Source organism: Amycolatopsis lexingtonensis (genome assembly GCF_014873755.1).
In the GTDB taxonomy this organism is placed as follows: Bacteria; Actinomycetota; Actinomycetes; order Mycobacteriales; family Pseudonocardiaceae; genus Amycolatopsis; species Amycolatopsis lexingtonensis.
This window is the reverse complement of the sequence record NZ_JADBEG010000001.1, coordinates 1,163,343-1,178,305: the sequence shown is the minus strand read 5'-3', so window position 1 is coordinate 1,178,305 and position 14,963 is coordinate 1,163,343. Positions and strand designations below refer to the sequence as shown.

Genomic DNA, 14,963 nt, shown 5'->3' with positions numbered 1-14,963 from the left:
ATCGGGCTACGACGGCGCACCGGGCAACGCGGTGCTCGACTACCTACCTGCGCAGCCCGGCACTCGGTCCGCTCGCTGCGCCGCGGCCTCGCCGACAACCAGTCCATCCGAACGACGCCCGCCGGCAGGGCGGGCTCAGCTCGCGTGCGGCACCTCCGTTCCGGGCAGAAGCCCGCAGCAGTTGCCGGACAACCGCAGACGCGGTGGTGGCGGCCGGGCGGCAGGGGGAGGGGAACGCGGCCCGTACCACCACCACCGTTCTGCGCGAGGGAGTCCGCTTCGGGAGTGCATCGGAGGCTGCGGACGCTCCCTCGACCTTCAACGATTCTCCCTCCCGACGCCGCCTCCGAGGGCTCAAAGTCCCTATGGGGAAGGAAAAACGACTCATGACGAAGACAGCGGTGAAGCACCGTGGCCATCGCCGGCGAGCAAGGCCCGTAACCGTCCGGGGCCGATGATCCGATCGCCCCTTCGTGACCAAGGTCCTCGCTTGAGTACCCGAAGCTCCCTTGGGACCGGCCCGCCATCCGGGGAGGATCGGCACCAGACCATCGGCGCCCCTTGGGGAAGCCGGCTTCACCGACACCCCGGAAGGACCATGATGCGGGCCGACCAGCTGATGACGAAATCAGTCGTGACCGCCACACCGGAGACCTCGGTGAAGGAGGTCGTACGGCTGTTGACGACCCACGGTTTCACGACGCTGCCGGTGGTCGACGAGGACGGCGACCTCGTCGGCGTGGTGGCCGAGGCCGATCTTCTGCGCGGCCGGATCCTGCCCGACCCGAGGACTCTGATCCACGAAGACGCCCCGCCACCACCCGCGTCGATGCCGTCCGCCACGGTCGCCGAGGTGATGACGACCGACGTCGTCACGGCCGGTCCCGACGCACACGAAGCGGCCTTGAGCCGCTTGATGCTCGACAAGCACCTGAGGGTGATCCCGATCGTGGCCGGCACGAAGCTGGCCGGCGTCGTCAGCCGGCGTGACCTGCTGCGGACGATCGCACGTGAGGATCACCTCATCGCCGACGACATCAGGCACCACCTGTCGACGGCGAGCCGCCGGCCGTGGCAGGTCACCGTGTCCGACGGGTGCGTCACACTGACCGCCGAAGGCGCCGACGAAGCGGAACGCCACATCGCGACGGTCATCGCCGGCGCGCGGCCCGGGGTCGTGGGCGTGCAGGTCGCCGAGCCGACCACACGCTGACCGGCAAGCAAGGACGGACTGGACACCGGACAAACAGCAATCCGCCGCCTGTGCCCGATGAACGCCGCTCCGTTGCCGAGCCCGTGCAGATTCCCGGCGCCCACTGTCCGGACTGCCACCCGCCAGACCCGCTCGGCCCCCGCGGGTGCCAGCTGATGCTCGTGAGCGCGGCCACGACAATTACCTGACAAGACGAGCGATCACCGGTCGTCCGAGGGCGGCACCAGCGGGACGACCTGTCCACCGGGCAGGGTCAGCCTCGGCTCGTTCTGCGCCGAATTCCAGGTGAGAGCCGCGCGCAGGTCGGCTGGGCTCAGCCGCGCGTGGACCCCGATTCTGCCGACGTCCGCGTCTCTGACCCCAGGCAAGCGACTGGCCCGGCACAACCTGCCGAACCACAGTTCTTCGACAACCCAGGCGACCCGGGCATTTTCGATCAACGATTTCATGTGTTCCGGGCAGCAGGCGACCACGTATCGCTTGCCGTCCAGGGCGAAGTCGGCGGAATCGATGGCCGAGGAATCGGCGATCAACGCCCCCTGAAGGTTCGCGGTGTCGCAGGAACCTCCGCAAACCCGCAACTGGGACTCATCGCGGATCCGTCGATGGATCTGTTGACCCCCGCCTGGGGAAGTTGCCGCGGGACGTTGCCATGGCCGTCCTCGGTCTGGGGTGTTCAGTCGTGGTGGCCTCCGGGCCAGCCGCCGGGAACTCCTCGAGGGTAGGCCGCTTGACCGGTCGTGTCCACGCCGCGTTCCTGCAGGTGACGGCAGGGCGCCCGCGGCGGTGATCGGCGAAGAAAGATCCTCCGGGCCTGGGCCTACGGGAGGAGGACCGCGGTCCCGTCGCACGCGGCGTCCAGCCCGAACTCGGCCAGTGGCAGGCGACCGGCCGTCACAGCTCCGGGGCGCCGTTTCGTAGTGCGCCCGGCAGCGCCTTGGATCGCGGTACTCGGTGCGCTGCAGCTGGGCGCGCTCGGCTTCCTCCGGCGCCCCTGCCGGACACGGACCACGACGAGCCGGATAGTCGGGCCGGTGATGGGCATCAGCATGCTCGCCTACGCCGCCATCTCCTGCGGCGTCCCGCTCAGGTGAAGATGATCTGACCGCCCGCGGCCTGCTCGTAGAATTCCCCAACGGTGATGATGCCCTGCACCTGCTCGATCAGATCGTCCTTCTCGAGACCGAACAGGTCGACCGAAGCCTTGCAGGCGTAGAGCCCGGCACCGGTGTCGGAGATCATCTCGATGAACTCCGGGATCGGCGGGATGTCCAGCTTCTCCATCTTGTGCGCCATGTACTGGGTCATCACCGACGCGACACCGGGGAAACCGCCGGCCCAGGTGGCCAGGTGCAGCCCGGGGTTGCCGACGGTGGCCAGCTTGATGTGCTCGTGGCGGGCTTTGTGGACGGCGTCCAGGCCGAAGAAGGTGAAGAACAGGTTGGCTTCGATGCCTTCGGCGCGGGCGCCGTTGGCCATGATCAGCCCGGGGTAGATGGCCTCCAGGGAGCCCTTGGAGATGATGAGGGAGATCTTTTCGATCTTGTCGCTCATGGTGTGCCGCCTTCTCAGATGCAGCCGCGGGGCTTGGGGATGCCGGCGATCTTCGCCGCGATCTTGGCCGGGCCCTTGGGGAACAGCTGGTACAGCTGCTTGATGGTGACCCCCGAGGTACGGCCCAGCGCGCGGACGGTCGGCCCGGTGCCCTTTTCCGCGTACTCGTGCCGCATGTGCTTGATGACCTGCCAGTGCTGGTCGGTCAGCGCGTCGATGCCGGCTTCGCGGGCGATCTCGGGCGCCATCTCTTCGGTCCAGCGGTCCGGGTCGGTGAAGAAGCCGTCCTCGGTCACCGGCACCGGGGTGCCGGCGTAGGTCGCGGTGGGCATGTCGGTGTCCTCCTCGGAGGGTTCTCAGTGGTCGGCGGGAACGGGAAAGTGCTTGCCCGCGCGCGGCATCGGCGTGGACACGCCGGGGATGTCGCGGCCGGGCAGGAGGGTGTGCCAGTACAGCCAGGAGAACATCAGCTTGCCCAGGTGGTTGAGCCGCGACTCCTTCAGCAGCGGCAGGCCCACGACTGTCGGGAAGTGCCCGGTCAGCGGCTCGGTGTCGTAGTTGAAGTCGATGAGCATCGCCTTGTGGAAGCCGCTTTCGATGAAGCAGTTCGTGTGCCCGTCGAAACCGGCGTCCAGCTCTTCCCCGGCGAGGAACCGGGCGACATTGCGCGCGAGCACCTCGCCCTCGAAGTGGGTGACCGAACCGGCTTTCGACGTCGGGAGCGCCGCGGCGTCGCCGATGACGAAGATGTTCGGACGGGCCTTCGACTGCAGGGTGTGCGGGTCGGCCGGGACGAACCCGAACTCGTCGCCCAGCCCCGGCGTGTGCTCCACATAGGACGCTCCGCCGTGCAGGGGCACCACGACCGCCAGGTCGAAGGCGACCTCCCGCCCGTCGTAGGAGATCAGGCGTTTGCCGGTGCCGTCGACCTCTCCGGTGTTGAACTCGGTGACCAGCTCGATGTTCTTCTCCGCCAGCAGCCCAGCCAGGGTCCGGGAGGCGACGGGTTTGGTGAACGCGCCGTCCAAGGGGGTGACATAAGTCAGCTGGACCTGGTCGCGGACACCGCGTTCGGTGAAGTACCAGTCGGCGAGGAAGCAGAACTCGAGCGGGGCGACCGGGCACTTGATCGGCAGGTCGACCACGTTCACCACGAGCCGTCCGGCGGTGAACCCGGCCAGCGCGGACTCCAGGGCCACGGCCCCTTCGTAGTCGTAGAAGGAGTGCACGGTATCGCGCCGGCCGGCGCCGGTCAGCCCTTCGGTCTCCTCGGGCATCAGGCGTGCGCCGGTGGCGATCACCAGGACGTCGTAGGGCAGGGCCGTGCCGTCCTGCAGGTGGACCTGGTCGCTCTCGGCGTCCACCCGGTCGACGGCGGCGCGGCGGTAGTGGATGCCGTCGCGCAGCTGCCGGGGGCGGGATCGCACGAGGTCTTCGGGGGCGCTGAGGCCGAAGGGCACGAACAGCAGCCCGGGCTGGTAGATGTGGTCGTCGTCGTGGTCGACGACGGTGATGTCCGCGCCGTCGCCCAGGTCACGGCGCAGCCGGTTGGCCGACAGCGTGCCGCCGGTCCCGCCGCCGAGGATCACGATTCGCTTGGTCACCCGGCCAGTCTTCGGCCGCGCCGCCGCGGCGAGTAGGGCCTTCGGTCACCTCCGCCGGCGACGAAAGACGGCGAAGCTCTTCCCGTTCGGGCACTTCAATCACCACGCGCGGGTCGAGCGCTTGGGCCAGGCTGCGCCGGTGCGCCAGCGGCGGATTGCACGAGGATCTCGTAAGGGCTCGCTGGGTGGGCCGCAGCAGCACGGTCGGGGCGGAGACGAGCATCCACACCGCGATCACCGCCATCGGGACGGCGAACACGAGGGGCCCGCCACTGATCCGCTAGCACCACAGATACCCCCAGGGGTATATTGAACTTGGAAACCAACCCCGAGACTCGTGGAGGAACACCCGATGTGCCAGCGGATCGTCTGTTCGAAGTGCGGGAAGCCGTCCTACCAGGGCTGCGGCAACCACGTCGAACAGGTACTCGGCGACGTCCCCGCCGCCCAGCGCTGCTCCTGCTCCGCCGAGCAGCCCGAACGGAAGCCGTGGCGGCTGTTCAGCCGCCGCTGACCACCCGGGTGGTGACCGGCAGTCCGCCGGTCACCACCCGATCGGAGCAAACATGACCAGCGGCGCACCATTTCCGCGACTCGGGCAAGTCCTTGCCGTGGTCGCCCATCCCGACGACGAATCCTTCGGGCTCGGAGCGGTCCTGGACTCGTTCGTCCGCGGCGGCGCGGACGTCTCGGTGCTGTGCTTCACCCACGGCGAAGCGTCGACGCTGCACGGCAGGCCAGGCGAACTAGCCGACGTCCGCGCCGCCGAGCTGACCGCCGCAGCGGACGTTCTCGGGATCACCAGCACGACACTGCTCAGCCACCCGGACTCCGGCTTGGCCTCGGTAGCCGTCTCCGACCTCGCCACGAGCATCGCCGACATCGCTGCCCGGGTCCATCCGACCCACCTCGTCACCTTCGACCTCGGGGGCGTGACCGGCCACCCCGACCACATCCGCGCCACCGAGGCCGCACTCGACGCCGCGGCCGCGCTCGGCATCCCGGTTCTCGGCTGGGCCGTACCGGACGAGGTGGCCACGCGGCTCAACGCCGAGTTCGGCACCGAGTTCACCGGGCGGCAGGCCGGTGAGATCGACTGGACCGTGCCCGTCGATCGCCGCGGGCAGATGAGGGCGATCGCCGCGCACGCGAGCCAGTCCACCGACAACCCGGTCCTCCGTCGCCGGCTGCACTTGCTCGGGGACACCGAGTACTTGCGCATGCTGGCCTGACTCGGCCACGGTGAGGACGTTGGTCCTGCCACCCGGGGACCATGGCCCGCGTCGGCCCCTGCCGTCAACGCGCAGGCTCGACCCACGCCCACGAGGCAAGGAGTCCCAGGTGACCCAGACCGCACGCCCCGGCACCGCACCCGCGTCCGCGCTGCTGGAGCGGATCAGCCGGGGCCTGATCGGCGAAGGCGAGGTCCTCGACGGCCCCTACGGACCGCACCGCATCACCTACGCCGACTACACCGCCTCCGGCCGCGCCTTGGACTTCGTCGAGGACTTCATCCGCGAGCACGTCCTGCCCCGCTACGCCAACACCCACACCGAAAGCTCCGGCACCGGACTGCACACCGGCCTGCTGCGCGAACAGGCCCGCGCCATCATCCACACCTCAGTCGGCGCCACCGAAGACGACCTGGTGATCTTCTCCGGCTCAGGCGCAACAGCCGCGGTGAACAAGCTGATCGGCATCCTCGAGCTGCGCATCCCCGCCGGTCTCGACGAGCGCTACCGCCTCGCCGACCGCATTCCCGCCGGCGAGCGGCCGGTCGTGTTCGTCGGGCCGTACGAGCACCACTCCAACGAGCTGCCGTGGCGCGAATCGATCGCCGACGTCGTCGTCATCGACGAGGACGAGAACGGCCACGTCGACCTCGACCGGCTCGAAACGGAACTACGCCGGTACGTGGACCGGCCGCTGCGGATCGGCAGCTTCTCCGCGGCCTCCAACGTCACCGGCATCCTCACCGACGCCGACCGCGTCGCGGCCCTGCTGCACCGGCACGGCGCACTGTCCTTCTGGGACTACGCCGCCGCAGGCCCCTATGTGCCGATCCGGATGGCCGAAAGCTCGCCCGGCCGCGGCGACCACAAGGACGCGCTCTTCCTCTCCCCGCACAAGTTCGTCGGCGGCCCGCAGTCCCCCGGTGTCCTGGTGGCGCGGCGCGACCTCATCACCAGCCGGGTGCCCACCGCCCCGGGCGGCGGCACCGTCGCCTTCGTCGGCCCGCGCGGGCACCGCTACCTCGACGACCCGGTCGCCCGGGAGGAAGGCGGCACTCCCGCGATCGTGGAATCCATCCGCGCCGGCATCGTCTTCGCGCTCAAGGACGCGGTCGGCACGGACCTCATCCAGGCCCGTGAAGAGCGGCTGTGGCAGCACGCCGTGCACCGCTGGTCCGCGCACCCGGGCATCCAGGTGCTCGGTGACCACCGGTCGGCCAGGCTGTCGATCGTGTCGTTCCGGATCCGAGCGGGCGAATTGTTCCTGCACCACAACTTCGTGGTCGCCGTCCTCAACGACCTGTTCGGCATCCAGGCCCGCGGCGGTTGTTCGTGCGCCGGCCCGTACGGGCACCGGCTGCTCGCCATCGACCCCGAGCACTCGGTCGCCTACGACGAAGAGAGCGCCCGCGGCTGCGACGGGATCAAGCCGGGCTGGGCCCGGCTCAACTTCAACTACTTCATCTCCGACACCGTCCGCGACTACCTGGTCGACGCCGTCACGCTGCTCGCCGAGCACGGCCACCGGCTGCTGCCCGAGTACCGTTTCGACCCGCGCACCGGCCTCTGGCGCCACGCCCGTTCGGCCGAGTTCACCCCGCGGGTCCCGGATCTGCGCGCGTTCGACGCCGTTCCGGAGCAGTCCGCACGCAGGCTCGGCGAGGACGCGCTGGCCGAGCACCTGCGGCGGGCCGAGCGCATCCTCCGGTCGCGGCCGGACCTCGCCGTCGACGCGCCCAGCGGGCTGTCCGCCGACTTCGAAGCCCTGCGCTGGTTCCCGCTCCCGCCCGGCTGCGTAGCCCCTTAGGCCAGGGTCAAGAAGAGCTTCTCCAGCTGCTCACGGTCGGCGGCACCCTGCTCCGAGTCGTCGGACAGGCACTGCTCCAGCCCGCTGGCGATCAGCCGGAACCCGGCCCGGTCCAGCGCCCGGGAGACGGCGGCGAGCTGGATGATGACGTCCCGGCAGTCGCGGCCGTCCTCCATCATCTGGATCAGGCCGCCGACCTGTCCCTGTGCCCGCCGCAGCCGCTTGCGCACGTCCGCGACCACGTCTTCGTTCAGCTCCACACCGACCTCCTCTGGTACCCCCCAGGGTACGTGCTCACGATCGTGGCCGGGCTTCGGCACGCACCTGCGCCATGTCGAGCTGCTGGACCTTGCCGATCAGCTCCTCGAGCGCGGCCGCGGGCAGCGCACCCGGTTGCGAGTAGACGACGACGCCGTCACGCACCGCCATCAGCGTCGGGATCGACGAGATGCCGAACGCCCGCGCCAGCTCGACCTGCGCCTCGGTGTCGACCTTCCCGAACGTGATGTCCCGGTGCTGGGCCGCCGCCTGTTCGAAGACCGGGGCGAACATCCGGCACGGTCCGCACCACGAGGCCCAGAAGTCGACCAGGACCGTGCCCGGGCCGTCCACGATTTCGGTGAAGTTGGTCTTGGTCAGTTCCACGGTGGCCATGGGGCCCTCCTCGTTCTCACATACCCCCCGGCGTATCTGTTAACTGGCGGCGCGCCGGGATTGTTCCCGGCGCGCCACTCTCGCTCAACCGCGTCGCGTCAACCGGGCGAGGGAGCCCTCGACGTCAGTTCCGCCGCGTCGGTTGTACGGCAGCTTCGCCAGCAGCATGCCCAGGACGCAGGTGTCGGTGACCGCGGCCAGCGCCAGTCCGGCGCCGATCAGCCCGGCCAGGAAGCGCGCCGGGAGCCACCACAGACTGACCAGGACCGCCAGCAGGACGATGCCGCCCGCCACCAGTCGCACCTGGCGCTCCAAGGACCACCGCGGGACACCTCGGGTGATGGGCGCACCCGCCGCGGCCCACGCGTTCATCCCGCCCTCGAGCACCGTCGTGCCGGCCAGCCCGGCGGCGGCGAGCACGCGCTGACAGCGTTCGGCGCGTGAGCCGCCTTGGCAGACCAGGATCATCCGGCCGCCGGCGTCGTCGACGATCCGGCTCAGGTGGGTGTCGACCTGGTCGAGCGGCAGGTTGACCGCTTCGGGGATGTGGGCGGTGCCGAATTCGGCCGGGGTGCGGACGTCGACCACGAGTGTGTCGGGGTTGTTCGCGATGAGATGGCGCGCGGAAGCGACATCGAGAGAACTCACCTGGGTTCCTTTCCGAGCGGGGACCGTGGCGACCGGCAAATTCCGATCGAGCCACGCCAACAACCGTACCAAGTACCCCCGGGGGTATGCCAAGACGACCGTTCAGAGCAATCCTTCCCCGTCTTGCGAGACGAAAGACCCTTGCGCCACAGGGAACTTGCGCGATGCACACCGGCTGGTTACTGTGGAGAACAGATACCCCCAGGGGTACCAGAAGTACCCGGGTCGACGACCAGCGAAGGAAGCCTCGAATGGCCAGCTCCCCCGTCCCCCACCGTGTTCTGATCATCGGCGGCGGCACCGCCGGGGTCACCGTCGCCGCCCGGCTGAACCGGGCCGGCATCGAGGACGTCACCGTGCTCGACCCCGCGGTGACGCACTACTACCAACCGCTCTGGACGCTCGTCGGCGGCGGCCAGGTCGACGTCCGGCGCACCGGCCGCCCGGAAGCGAAAGTCATCCCGAAGGGCGTCGAGCACATCGCCGAGGCCGCGACCGCGATCGACCCGGCGGCCAAAGTCGTCACCACCGCGAGCGGACAGCGACTGCACTACGAGACCCTGGTGCTCGCGCCGGGCCTGCAGCTGGACTTCGGCGGCGTTCCCGGGCTCACCGAAGCGCTGGCCGAGGCGCCGGTGAGCAGCAACTACCGGGCGGACCTCGCGCCGCGCACGTGGGAGCTGATCCGCGGGATGCGGTCCGGGACCGCGGTGTTCACCCAGCCCGCCGGGCCGATCAAGTGCGCCGGCGCCCCGCAGAAGATCGCCTACCTCGCCGCCGACTACTGGCGACGGCAGGGTGTGCTCGATGACATCCGGATCGTGCTGGTGCTGCCGGACCCGGTCATGTTCAAAGTCCCGGTCTGGGCCGCCCAGCTCGAACGCGTCGCGGCCCGATACGGGATCGAAGTCCGCAAGACCAGCGAACTCGTGGAGCTCGACAGCGCCGCGCGCACCGCCGCGATCGTCGACCACACCACCGGCACCAAGGAGACCCTATCCTTCGACCTGCTGCACGCAGTCCCGCCGCAGCACGCCCCCGACTTCGTCCGATCGAGCCCGGTGGCCAACCCGGAGAACCCGTTCGGCTACGTCGACGTCGACCAGTACACCCTGCGGCACAAGCGGTTCCCCGAGGTGTTCGCCCTCGGCGACGTCGCCGACCTGCCGACGTCGAAGACCGGCGCCGCCATCCGCAAACAGGCCCCCGTCGTCGTCGAAAACCTGAAAGCCGTACTCGCCGGCCAGGAACCGACGGCCCGCTACGACGGCTACACCTCCTGCCCCCTGGTCACCGCCCGGGACAAGATGCTGCTCGCCGAGTTCGGCTACGACCTCGAACCCGCGCCCACGATCCCCTTCCTCGACACCACCAAGGAGCGCCGCGACATGTGGCTGCTCAAACGCTACGGCCTGCCCGCCTTCTACTGGCACGCGATGCTGCCCGGCCTCGCCTGAAACCCCCTTTGGAGCCCACCGTGTACTTCGCCCAGTACTACCTCGAATGCCTCTCGCAGGCCTCCTACCTGATCGCCGACGAGAAAACCGGCCGCGCCGTCGTCGTCGACCCGCGCCGGGACGTCACCGAATACCTCGACGACGCCGACGCCCGCGGCTTCACCATCGAAGGCGTCATCAACACCCACTTCCACGCCGACTTCATCGCCGGCCACCTGGAGATCGCCGCCCGCACCGGCGCCTGGATCGGGCACGGCCGCCGCGCCACCGGCGTCGAATTCCCCATCAAACGACTCGGCGACGGAGACACCATCAGCCTCGGCGACGTCACCCTGGAAATCCTCGAAACCCCCGGCCACACCCCGGAATCGATCAGCGTGCTGGTCTACGAACACGCCCACGACGAAGTCCCCTACGGCGTCCTGACCGGCGACGCGCTGTTCATCGGCGACGTCGGCCGCCCGGACCTGCTGTCCTCGCTCGGCTCCTCGGCCGACGAGCTGGCCCGGGAGCTGCACCACAGCGTGCAGCACAAGCTGATGGCCCTGCCCGACGAAGTCCGCGTGTTCCCCGCGCACGGGGCGGGCTCGGCCTGCGGGAAGAACCTGTCCACCGAACGGCAGTCCACCATCGGCCTGCAGCGGCTGACCAACTACGCGTGCACCCCGATGAGCGAGGACGAGTTCGTCGCCATCGTCACCGAAGGCCAGCCCTCGGCCCCCGGATACTTCGGCCACGACGCCGTGCTCAACCGCAAGCACCGCGACCTGCTCGACGTGCCCGCCCACCGCAAAGCCCTGCCGGCCGAGGAATTCCTGGCCCGGCGGGACGCCGGCGCCATCGTGCTCGACACCCGCGAGCCGCAGGAGTTCGCGGCCGCGCACCTGCGCGGCTCGCTCAACGTCCCGGCCGACGGCCGCTTCGCCGAACGCGCCGGCATGGTGCTGCGCCCCGGCGAGGACATCCTGGTCATCGCCCCACCCGGCGACGAGACCGAGGTCATCACCCGGCTGGGCCGGATCGGGCTCGACACCGTCGCCGGGTACCTGCCCGAACCCGAAGCCGTGTTCCTGAGCGTGCCCGGCCAGGTCGACCGGGCCAGCAGGCTCACCGCGACCGAACTGCACACCGCGCTCGCGGGTCGGGTGCGGCCGGTGGTGCTGGACGTGCGCAATCTCGGCGAACTCGCCGGCGGAACCATCGACGGGTCCCTGCACGTCCCGCTCGCCGAGCTGCCGAACCGGCTGGCCGACATCCCCTCCGGCGCCCTGGTGGTCGTGTACTGCGCCGGTGGGTTCCGTTCCTCGATCGCGGCCAGCCTGCTGCGCCGCCACGGCTGGACCGACGTCTCCGACCTGACCGGCGGTTACAGCGCCTGGGAAATCGCTTTCACCGGTGCCGGCGCCTGAGCCGCGGGAGGGGCCGAAAGTACCGCCGTGGCGGGACGATCGGCTCCTCCTGCGTCTCGCCGGAGCGGCGCACACTGGCGGCCGAGTCCGGCGCGGGAAGGGATCAGTCATGGGATACGGCAAGACCGTCCAGGACGAGCTGCGGGAACCGGCGCGGGAGCTGCGCAAGGCGATTCCGGCGGTCTACCAGGGGTTCGGGCAGTTGCACGAGGCCGCGCTGGCGGCCGGCGCGCTGGACGCGAAGACCAAGGAGCTCATCGCGCTGGCCATCTCCGTGAGCAAGGAGTGCGACGGCTGCATCGCCGCCCACGCCCGTGGGGCGGTCCGCAAGGGCGCGACCCTCGAGGAGGGCGCGGAGGCCATCGGCGTCGCGATCATGATGAACGGCGGTCCGGCCACCGTCTACGGCCCCCGCGCGTTCGCCGCGGTCCAGGAGTTCGTCCGGGAACGCGACGAAGCCGGGCAACACGGAGCCTGATGCCCCGGCGCGGGAGCGGCCGTGACGATCAGACCGGTAGCGGCCGCACGGGAACCCGCCACTCCCGGAGCACACCGCACGCCGTCTCGACCAAGGCGGGCAGCTCGGCGCGCGCCCGCCGGCCGAGCCCGAACCGGCAGCGGGGTGGCTCGGCCACCAGCCCCACGAGCGCGATGCACCCGGGTGCCCGGCCGCTCAGCTCCACGGCGGACAGCGCGTCCACGAGCCCGACGTCGTGGGCCGTGGCGCGCAGTCCGTGTCCACGGCGGATCTCGGTGTCGCGCAGGAGCACGATCGTCCCCGGCGGACCGTGGCGCTCCGACACGGCGTCGAGCACGAGCACCGCTGACCGATCCGCCAGCAGCGGGGCCAGGAGGAGCCCCAGCGTGCTGCCGTCCAGCACCTCCACGGCAGGGGGAACCAGCGCCGCCAGGCGCCGGGCCGCGACCACGCCCACGCCGTCGTCGCCGAGCAGTTCGTTGCCGATGCCCAGCACGAGCACGGGGGCGACGCCCGTCATCCGCGGTCACCGGGCAGGAACTTGTACCCGGAGAAGATCGACGTCATCAGGCCGGAGCCCTCGACGCGGTCGACCAGGAGCCCGCTGTAGAGGTGGTGGACCATGAATCCCCACGTGAGCCACATGATCAGGTGGTGGGTGAACCGGATGGTCGACAGCGCGAACAGCCGCGTGAGCCAGCCGGTCAGGAACGCGGCCCAGCCGTTGCCCTCCACGCCCCACAGCACGACGCCGGTCACGATCTCCACGCCGAACATGAGGTACAGCACCGTGTACGTCATCCCGGCGAGCGGGTTGTGCCCGACCACCGGCGGGGCGTCGCGTTCGAGGAACGTGTAGAAGCGCACCGAGGGGATGATCTGGCGGACGCGCTCGCGGGTGGTCGGGATCCATTCCGTCCAGCGCGACCACTTGTTCCGGGACAGGAACATCCACGCCACCCGGGCGCCGATCAAGGCGATGAAGCCGTACGCGGTGAGCTTGTGGACGATCTTCACCCAGGCGACCCATCCGGAACTCGCGGGCAGGGCCAGGATCGGGTTGCCGATGAGGTAGCCGGTCACGCTCAGCACGGCCAGCGCGAGCACCAGCAGCCAGTGGATGAGCCGCACCGGCAGGTCCCAGACCCGGACCCGAACCACCGCCGGTTCCGGGACGGTCTCCCGCGCCGAGGCCGTCATTGCACGAGCACCTTCGCCACGGCCTCGCCGTCGGCGTCGTAGACGTGCGCCGCGCAGGCCATGCACGGGTCGAACGAGTGCAAGGTGCGCAGGATCTCCAGCGGCCGGGCCGGATCGGCGACCGGCGTCCCGACGAGGGACGCTTCGTAGGGCCCTGGGTTGCCGGTGGCGTCGCGCGGGCTCGCGTTCCAGGTGCTGGGCACGACGGCCTGGTAGTTGCGGATGCGCCCGTCCTCGATGACCACCCAGTGCGAGAGCGAGCCGCGGGGCGCCTCGTGGAAGCCGACGCCGAAGGACTTGCCCCCGGGCCAGGAAGCCGGGTCCCACTTGGCGTTGTCGGCGATCGTCAGGTCGCCGCCGGCGATGTTGTCGCGCAGCCGGTTCACCAGCTCCAGCGAATACCGGGCCATCAGCTGGGTCTCGAGGCCGCGGGCCAGTACCCGGCCGAGGGTGGACATCAGCGCGGACGCGGGCAGCTTCAGGCGGTCCAGGGCACCCTGGACGAGCGGCTTGATGCGCGCGTCCCCGGCCGTGTAGCCGACGAGCATGCGCGCGAGGGGACCGACCTCCATGGCCCGCCCGTCGTAGCGCGGGGCCTTGAGCCAGGAGTACTTGCCTTCGACGTCGAGCTGGTCGAACGGCGGCTGCGGACCGGTGTAGTCCGGCGTGGTGGTGCCCTGCCAGGGCGGCAGGGACGCCTTCGCGTCGTCGTAGCGGTACCAGGAGTGGAACGCGGATTCGGAGACCTTGTCGCGCTCGAACGGACCCGGCTTGCCGTCCACGAGCACCCCGCCCGGGAACAGGCCGCCCCGCGGCGGCTGTCCCTTGCCCGGCGCCGACAGGGTGTAGTCGCCGAACACCAGGTACGACCCGATCCCCCGCCCGTAGGTGGTCCACTCGGGGTAGGCCGCCGCGATCGCGTAGAGGTCGGGCAGGTAGACCTGCTCGACGAAGTCGACGCCGCGCTGCACGAGCTGGGCGAGCTGCTGCAGCGTGTTGTCGTTGATCGCGTCCTGGCTGTCCGGGTCGACCGGCGAGGCCATGCCGCCGACGAGGTAGGTCTGCGGGTGCGGGTTCTTGCCGCCGAGCAGTGCGTGGATGCGGACGTAGTCGCGCTGGAACTCGAGCGCGTCGAGGTAGTGGCTGAACGCCAGCAGGTCGACCTCCGGTGGGAGCCGGTAGGCCGGGTGGCCCCAGTAGCCGTTGGTGAACGGCCCGATGTTGCCACTGGCCAGAAAGCCCTTGAGCCGGTCGCGCACCGAAGCGAACAGCGCGGTCGTGGCCCGCGGGTAGTCCGAAAGGGACTGTGCCACCGACGCGGTCTTGGCCGGATCGGCCCGCAGCGCCGCGACGGGGTCGATCCAGTCCAGCGCGTGCAGGTGGTAGAAGTGCACGACGTGGTCGTGCAGGAACTGCGCCGCCGCGATGAGCTGGCGCAGCAGGCGCGCGTTCAGCGGGGGCACCGCCCCGACCGCGTCCTCGACCGCGCGCACCGACGCCAGCGCGTGCACCGTGGTGCAGACCCCGCAGATGCGCTGCGCGAACAACCAGGCGTCGCGCGGGTCACGCCCGGCGAGGATGGTCTCGATGCCGCGCCACATCGTCGAGGACGAGTAGGCGTCGCGGACCACTCCCCCGTCGACCGTGACTTCGACGCGCAGGTGTCCTTCGATCCGGGTGACCGGGTCGATGACCAGCCGGGCCATG

At 70.2% G+C, this 14,963-nt stretch carries 17 protein-coding genes; 7 read left to right on the top strand and 10 right to left on the bottom strand.

What is annotated here, in order from left to right:
• Positions 1–454: 454 nt before the first annotated feature.
• Positions 455–1,213 carry a CBS domain-containing protein gene (locus H4696_RS05710; protein WP_086862116.1) on the top strand — a complete coding sequence of 253 codons (759 nt, stop codon included), beginning with the start codon at positions 455–457 and terminating at the stop codon, positions 1,211–1,213.
• 200 nt (positions 1,214–1,413) lie between these two features.
• Here H4696_RS05710 and H4696_RS05705 read toward each other — a convergent pair whose 3' ends face one another.
• The 4 genes from H4696_RS05705 to sqr all read right to left on the bottom strand — a co-directional run bounded on the left by H4696_RS05705 (position 1,414) and on the right by sqr (position 4,371).
• Positions 1,414–1,746, bottom strand: coding sequence for a hypothetical protein (locus H4696_RS05705; RefSeq protein ID WP_086862115.1), 333 nt, complete (start codon positions 1,744–1,746; stop codon positions 1,414–1,416).
• Between the two features lie 553 nt (positions 1,747–2,299).
• Positions 2,300–2,767, bottom strand: a complete 468-nt coding sequence (locus tag H4696_RS05700; protein ID WP_086862114.1) for a DsrE/DsrF/DrsH-like family protein — start codon at positions 2,765–2,767, stop codon at positions 2,300–2,302.
• A 14-nt stretch (positions 2,768–2,781) separates the two neighbouring features.
• Entirely contained in the window at positions 2,782–3,099 is a 318-nt protein-coding gene (locus tag H4696_RS05695) for a TusE/DsrC/DsvC family sulfur relay protein (RefSeq protein ID WP_086862113.1), read from the bottom strand.
• A gap of 24 nt (positions 3,100–3,123) precedes the next feature.
• Positions 3,124–4,371, bottom strand: a complete 1,248-nt coding sequence (gene sqr / locus H4696_RS05690; protein ID WP_086862112.1) for a type III sulfide quinone reductase, selenoprotein subtype — start codon at positions 4,369–4,371, stop codon at positions 3,124–3,126.
• Between the two features lie 352 nt (positions 4,372–4,723).
• On the opposite strand from sqr, the gene H4696_RS05685 reads away from it, so the two are divergent.
• The 3 genes from H4696_RS05685 to H4696_RS05675 all read left to right on the top strand — a co-directional run bounded on the left by H4696_RS05685 (position 4,724) and on the right by H4696_RS05675 (position 7,410).
• On the top strand, positions 4,724–4,885 hold the full coding sequence (locus H4696_RS05685; protein ID WP_169735048.1) for a hypothetical protein: 162 nt from the start codon (positions 4,724–4,726) through the stop codon (positions 4,883–4,885).
• Between the two features lie 97 nt (positions 4,886–4,982).
• Entirely contained in the window at positions 4,983–5,603 is a 621-nt protein-coding gene (locus tag H4696_RS05680; protein WP_249027069.1) for a PIG-L deacetylase family protein, read from the top strand.
• A gap of 109 nt (positions 5,604–5,712) precedes the next feature.
• Positions 5,713–7,410 carry an aminotransferase class V-fold PLP-dependent enzyme gene (locus H4696_RS05675; protein WP_086862110.1) on the top strand — a complete coding sequence of 566 codons (1,698 nt, stop codon included), beginning with the start codon at positions 5,713–5,715 and terminating at the stop codon, positions 7,408–7,410.
• Here the strand turns inward: H4696_RS05675 and H4696_RS05670 are convergent.
• From H4696_RS05670 to H4696_RS05660, 3 genes are all read right to left on the bottom strand, one after another.
• The gene (locus tag H4696_RS05670; protein WP_086862109.1) at positions 7,407–7,670 is read right to left on the bottom strand and encodes a metal-sensitive transcriptional regulator; all 264 of its coding nucleotides are present in this window, start codon (positions 7,668–7,670) and stop codon (positions 7,407–7,409) included. The genes H4696_RS05675 and H4696_RS05670 overlap by 4 nt on opposite strands.
• A 34-nt stretch (positions 7,671–7,704) precedes the next feature.
• Positions 7,705–8,064: a thioredoxin gene (gene trxA, locus H4696_RS05665; RefSeq protein WP_086862108.1), complete on the bottom strand. Its 360-nt coding sequence runs from the start codon at positions 8,062–8,064 to the stop codon at positions 7,705–7,707.
• Positions 8,065–8,148: 84 nt separating this feature from the next.
• Complete coding sequence (locus H4696_RS05660) at positions 8,149–8,712, bottom strand: rhodanese-like domain-containing protein (RefSeq protein ID WP_086862107.1); 564 nt, start codon at positions 8,710–8,712, stop codon at positions 8,149–8,151.
• A 251-nt stretch (positions 8,713–8,963) separates the two neighbouring features.
• Between H4696_RS05660 and H4696_RS05655 the strand changes: the two genes are divergently transcribed.
• The 3 genes from H4696_RS05655 (at position 8,964) to H4696_RS05645 (ending at position 12,056) form a co-directional block, all read left to right on the top strand.
• Positions 8,964–10,169, top strand: a complete 1,206-nt coding sequence (locus H4696_RS05655; protein ID WP_086862106.1) for an NAD(P)/FAD-dependent oxidoreductase — start codon at positions 8,964–8,966, stop codon at positions 10,167–10,169.
• A 20-nt stretch (positions 10,170–10,189) separates the two neighbouring features.
• Entirely contained in the window at positions 10,190–11,578 is a 1,389-nt protein-coding gene (locus H4696_RS05650; protein ID WP_086862122.1) for an MBL fold metallo-hydrolase, read from the top strand.
• A 109-nt stretch (positions 11,579–11,687) separates the two neighbouring features.
• Positions 11,688–12,056, top strand: coding sequence for a carboxymuconolactone decarboxylase family protein (locus H4696_RS05645; protein WP_086862105.1), 369 nt, complete (start codon positions 11,688–11,690; stop codon positions 12,054–12,056).
• Between the two features lie 28 nt (positions 12,057–12,084).
• On the opposite strand, the gene H4696_RS05640 is transcribed toward H4696_RS05645, so the two are convergent.
• Genes H4696_RS05640 through H4696_RS05630 form a run of 3 tightly spaced genes read right to left on the bottom strand, consistent with a single transcriptional unit; the run spans position 12,085 to position 14,962 of the window.
• Positions 12,085–12,576, bottom strand: coding sequence for a hydrogenase maturation protease (locus H4696_RS05640; RefSeq protein WP_086862104.1), 492 nt, complete (start codon positions 12,574–12,576; stop codon positions 12,085–12,087).
• Entirely contained in the window at positions 12,573–13,256 is a 684-nt protein-coding gene (gene cybH / locus H4696_RS05635; protein ID WP_086862103.1) for a Ni/Fe-hydrogenase, b-type cytochrome subunit, read from the bottom strand. Before cybH ends, H4696_RS05640 begins: the two co-directional genes overlap by 4 nt.
• A complete protein-coding gene (locus H4696_RS05630; RefSeq protein ID WP_086862102.1) occupies positions 13,253–14,962 on the bottom strand; it encodes a nickel-dependent hydrogenase large subunit in 1,710 nt (569 codons plus the stop codon). The genes cybH and H4696_RS05630 overlap by 4 nt, the downstream gene beginning before the upstream one ends.
• Between the last annotated feature and the right edge of the window lies 1 nt (position 14,963).

Coding starts and splice junctions, on each gene's coding strand:
- H4696_RS05710 (WP_086862116.1), top strand. CDS start 455: ATGATCCGATCGCCCCTTCGTGACCAAGGTCCTCGCTTGAGTACCCGA.
- H4696_RS05630 (WP_086862102.1), bottom strand. CDS start 14,962: ATGGCCCGGCTGGTCATCGACCCGGTCACCCGGATCGAAGGACACCTG.
- cybH (WP_086862103.1), bottom strand. CDS start 13,256: ATGACGGCCTCGGCGCGGGAGACCGTCCCGGAACCGGCGGTGGTTCGG.
- H4696_RS05655 (WP_086862106.1), top strand. CDS start 8,964: ATGGCCAGCTCCCCCGTCCCCCACCGTGTTCTGATCATCGGCGGCGGC.
- H4696_RS05700 (WP_086862114.1), bottom strand. CDS start 2,767: ATGAGCGACAAGATCGAAAAGATCTCCCTCATCATCTCCAAGGGCTCC.
- H4696_RS05685 (WP_169735048.1), top strand. CDS start 4,724: ATGTGCCAGCGGATCGTCTGTTCGAAGTGCGGGAAGCCGTCCTACCAG.
- H4696_RS05640 (WP_086862104.1), bottom strand. CDS start 12,576: ATGACGGGCGTCGCCCCCGTGCTCGTGCTGGGCATCGGCAACGAACTG.
- H4696_RS05695 (WP_086862113.1), bottom strand. CDS start 3,099: ATGCCCACCGCGACCTACGCCGGCACCCCGGTGCCGGTGACCGAGGAC.
- trxA (WP_086862108.1), bottom strand. CDS start 8,064: ATGGCCACCGTGGAACTGACCAAGACCAACTTCACCGAAATCGTGGAC.
- H4696_RS05645 (WP_086862105.1), top strand. CDS start 11,688: ATGGGATACGGCAAGACCGTCCAGGACGAGCTGCGGGAACCGGCGCGG.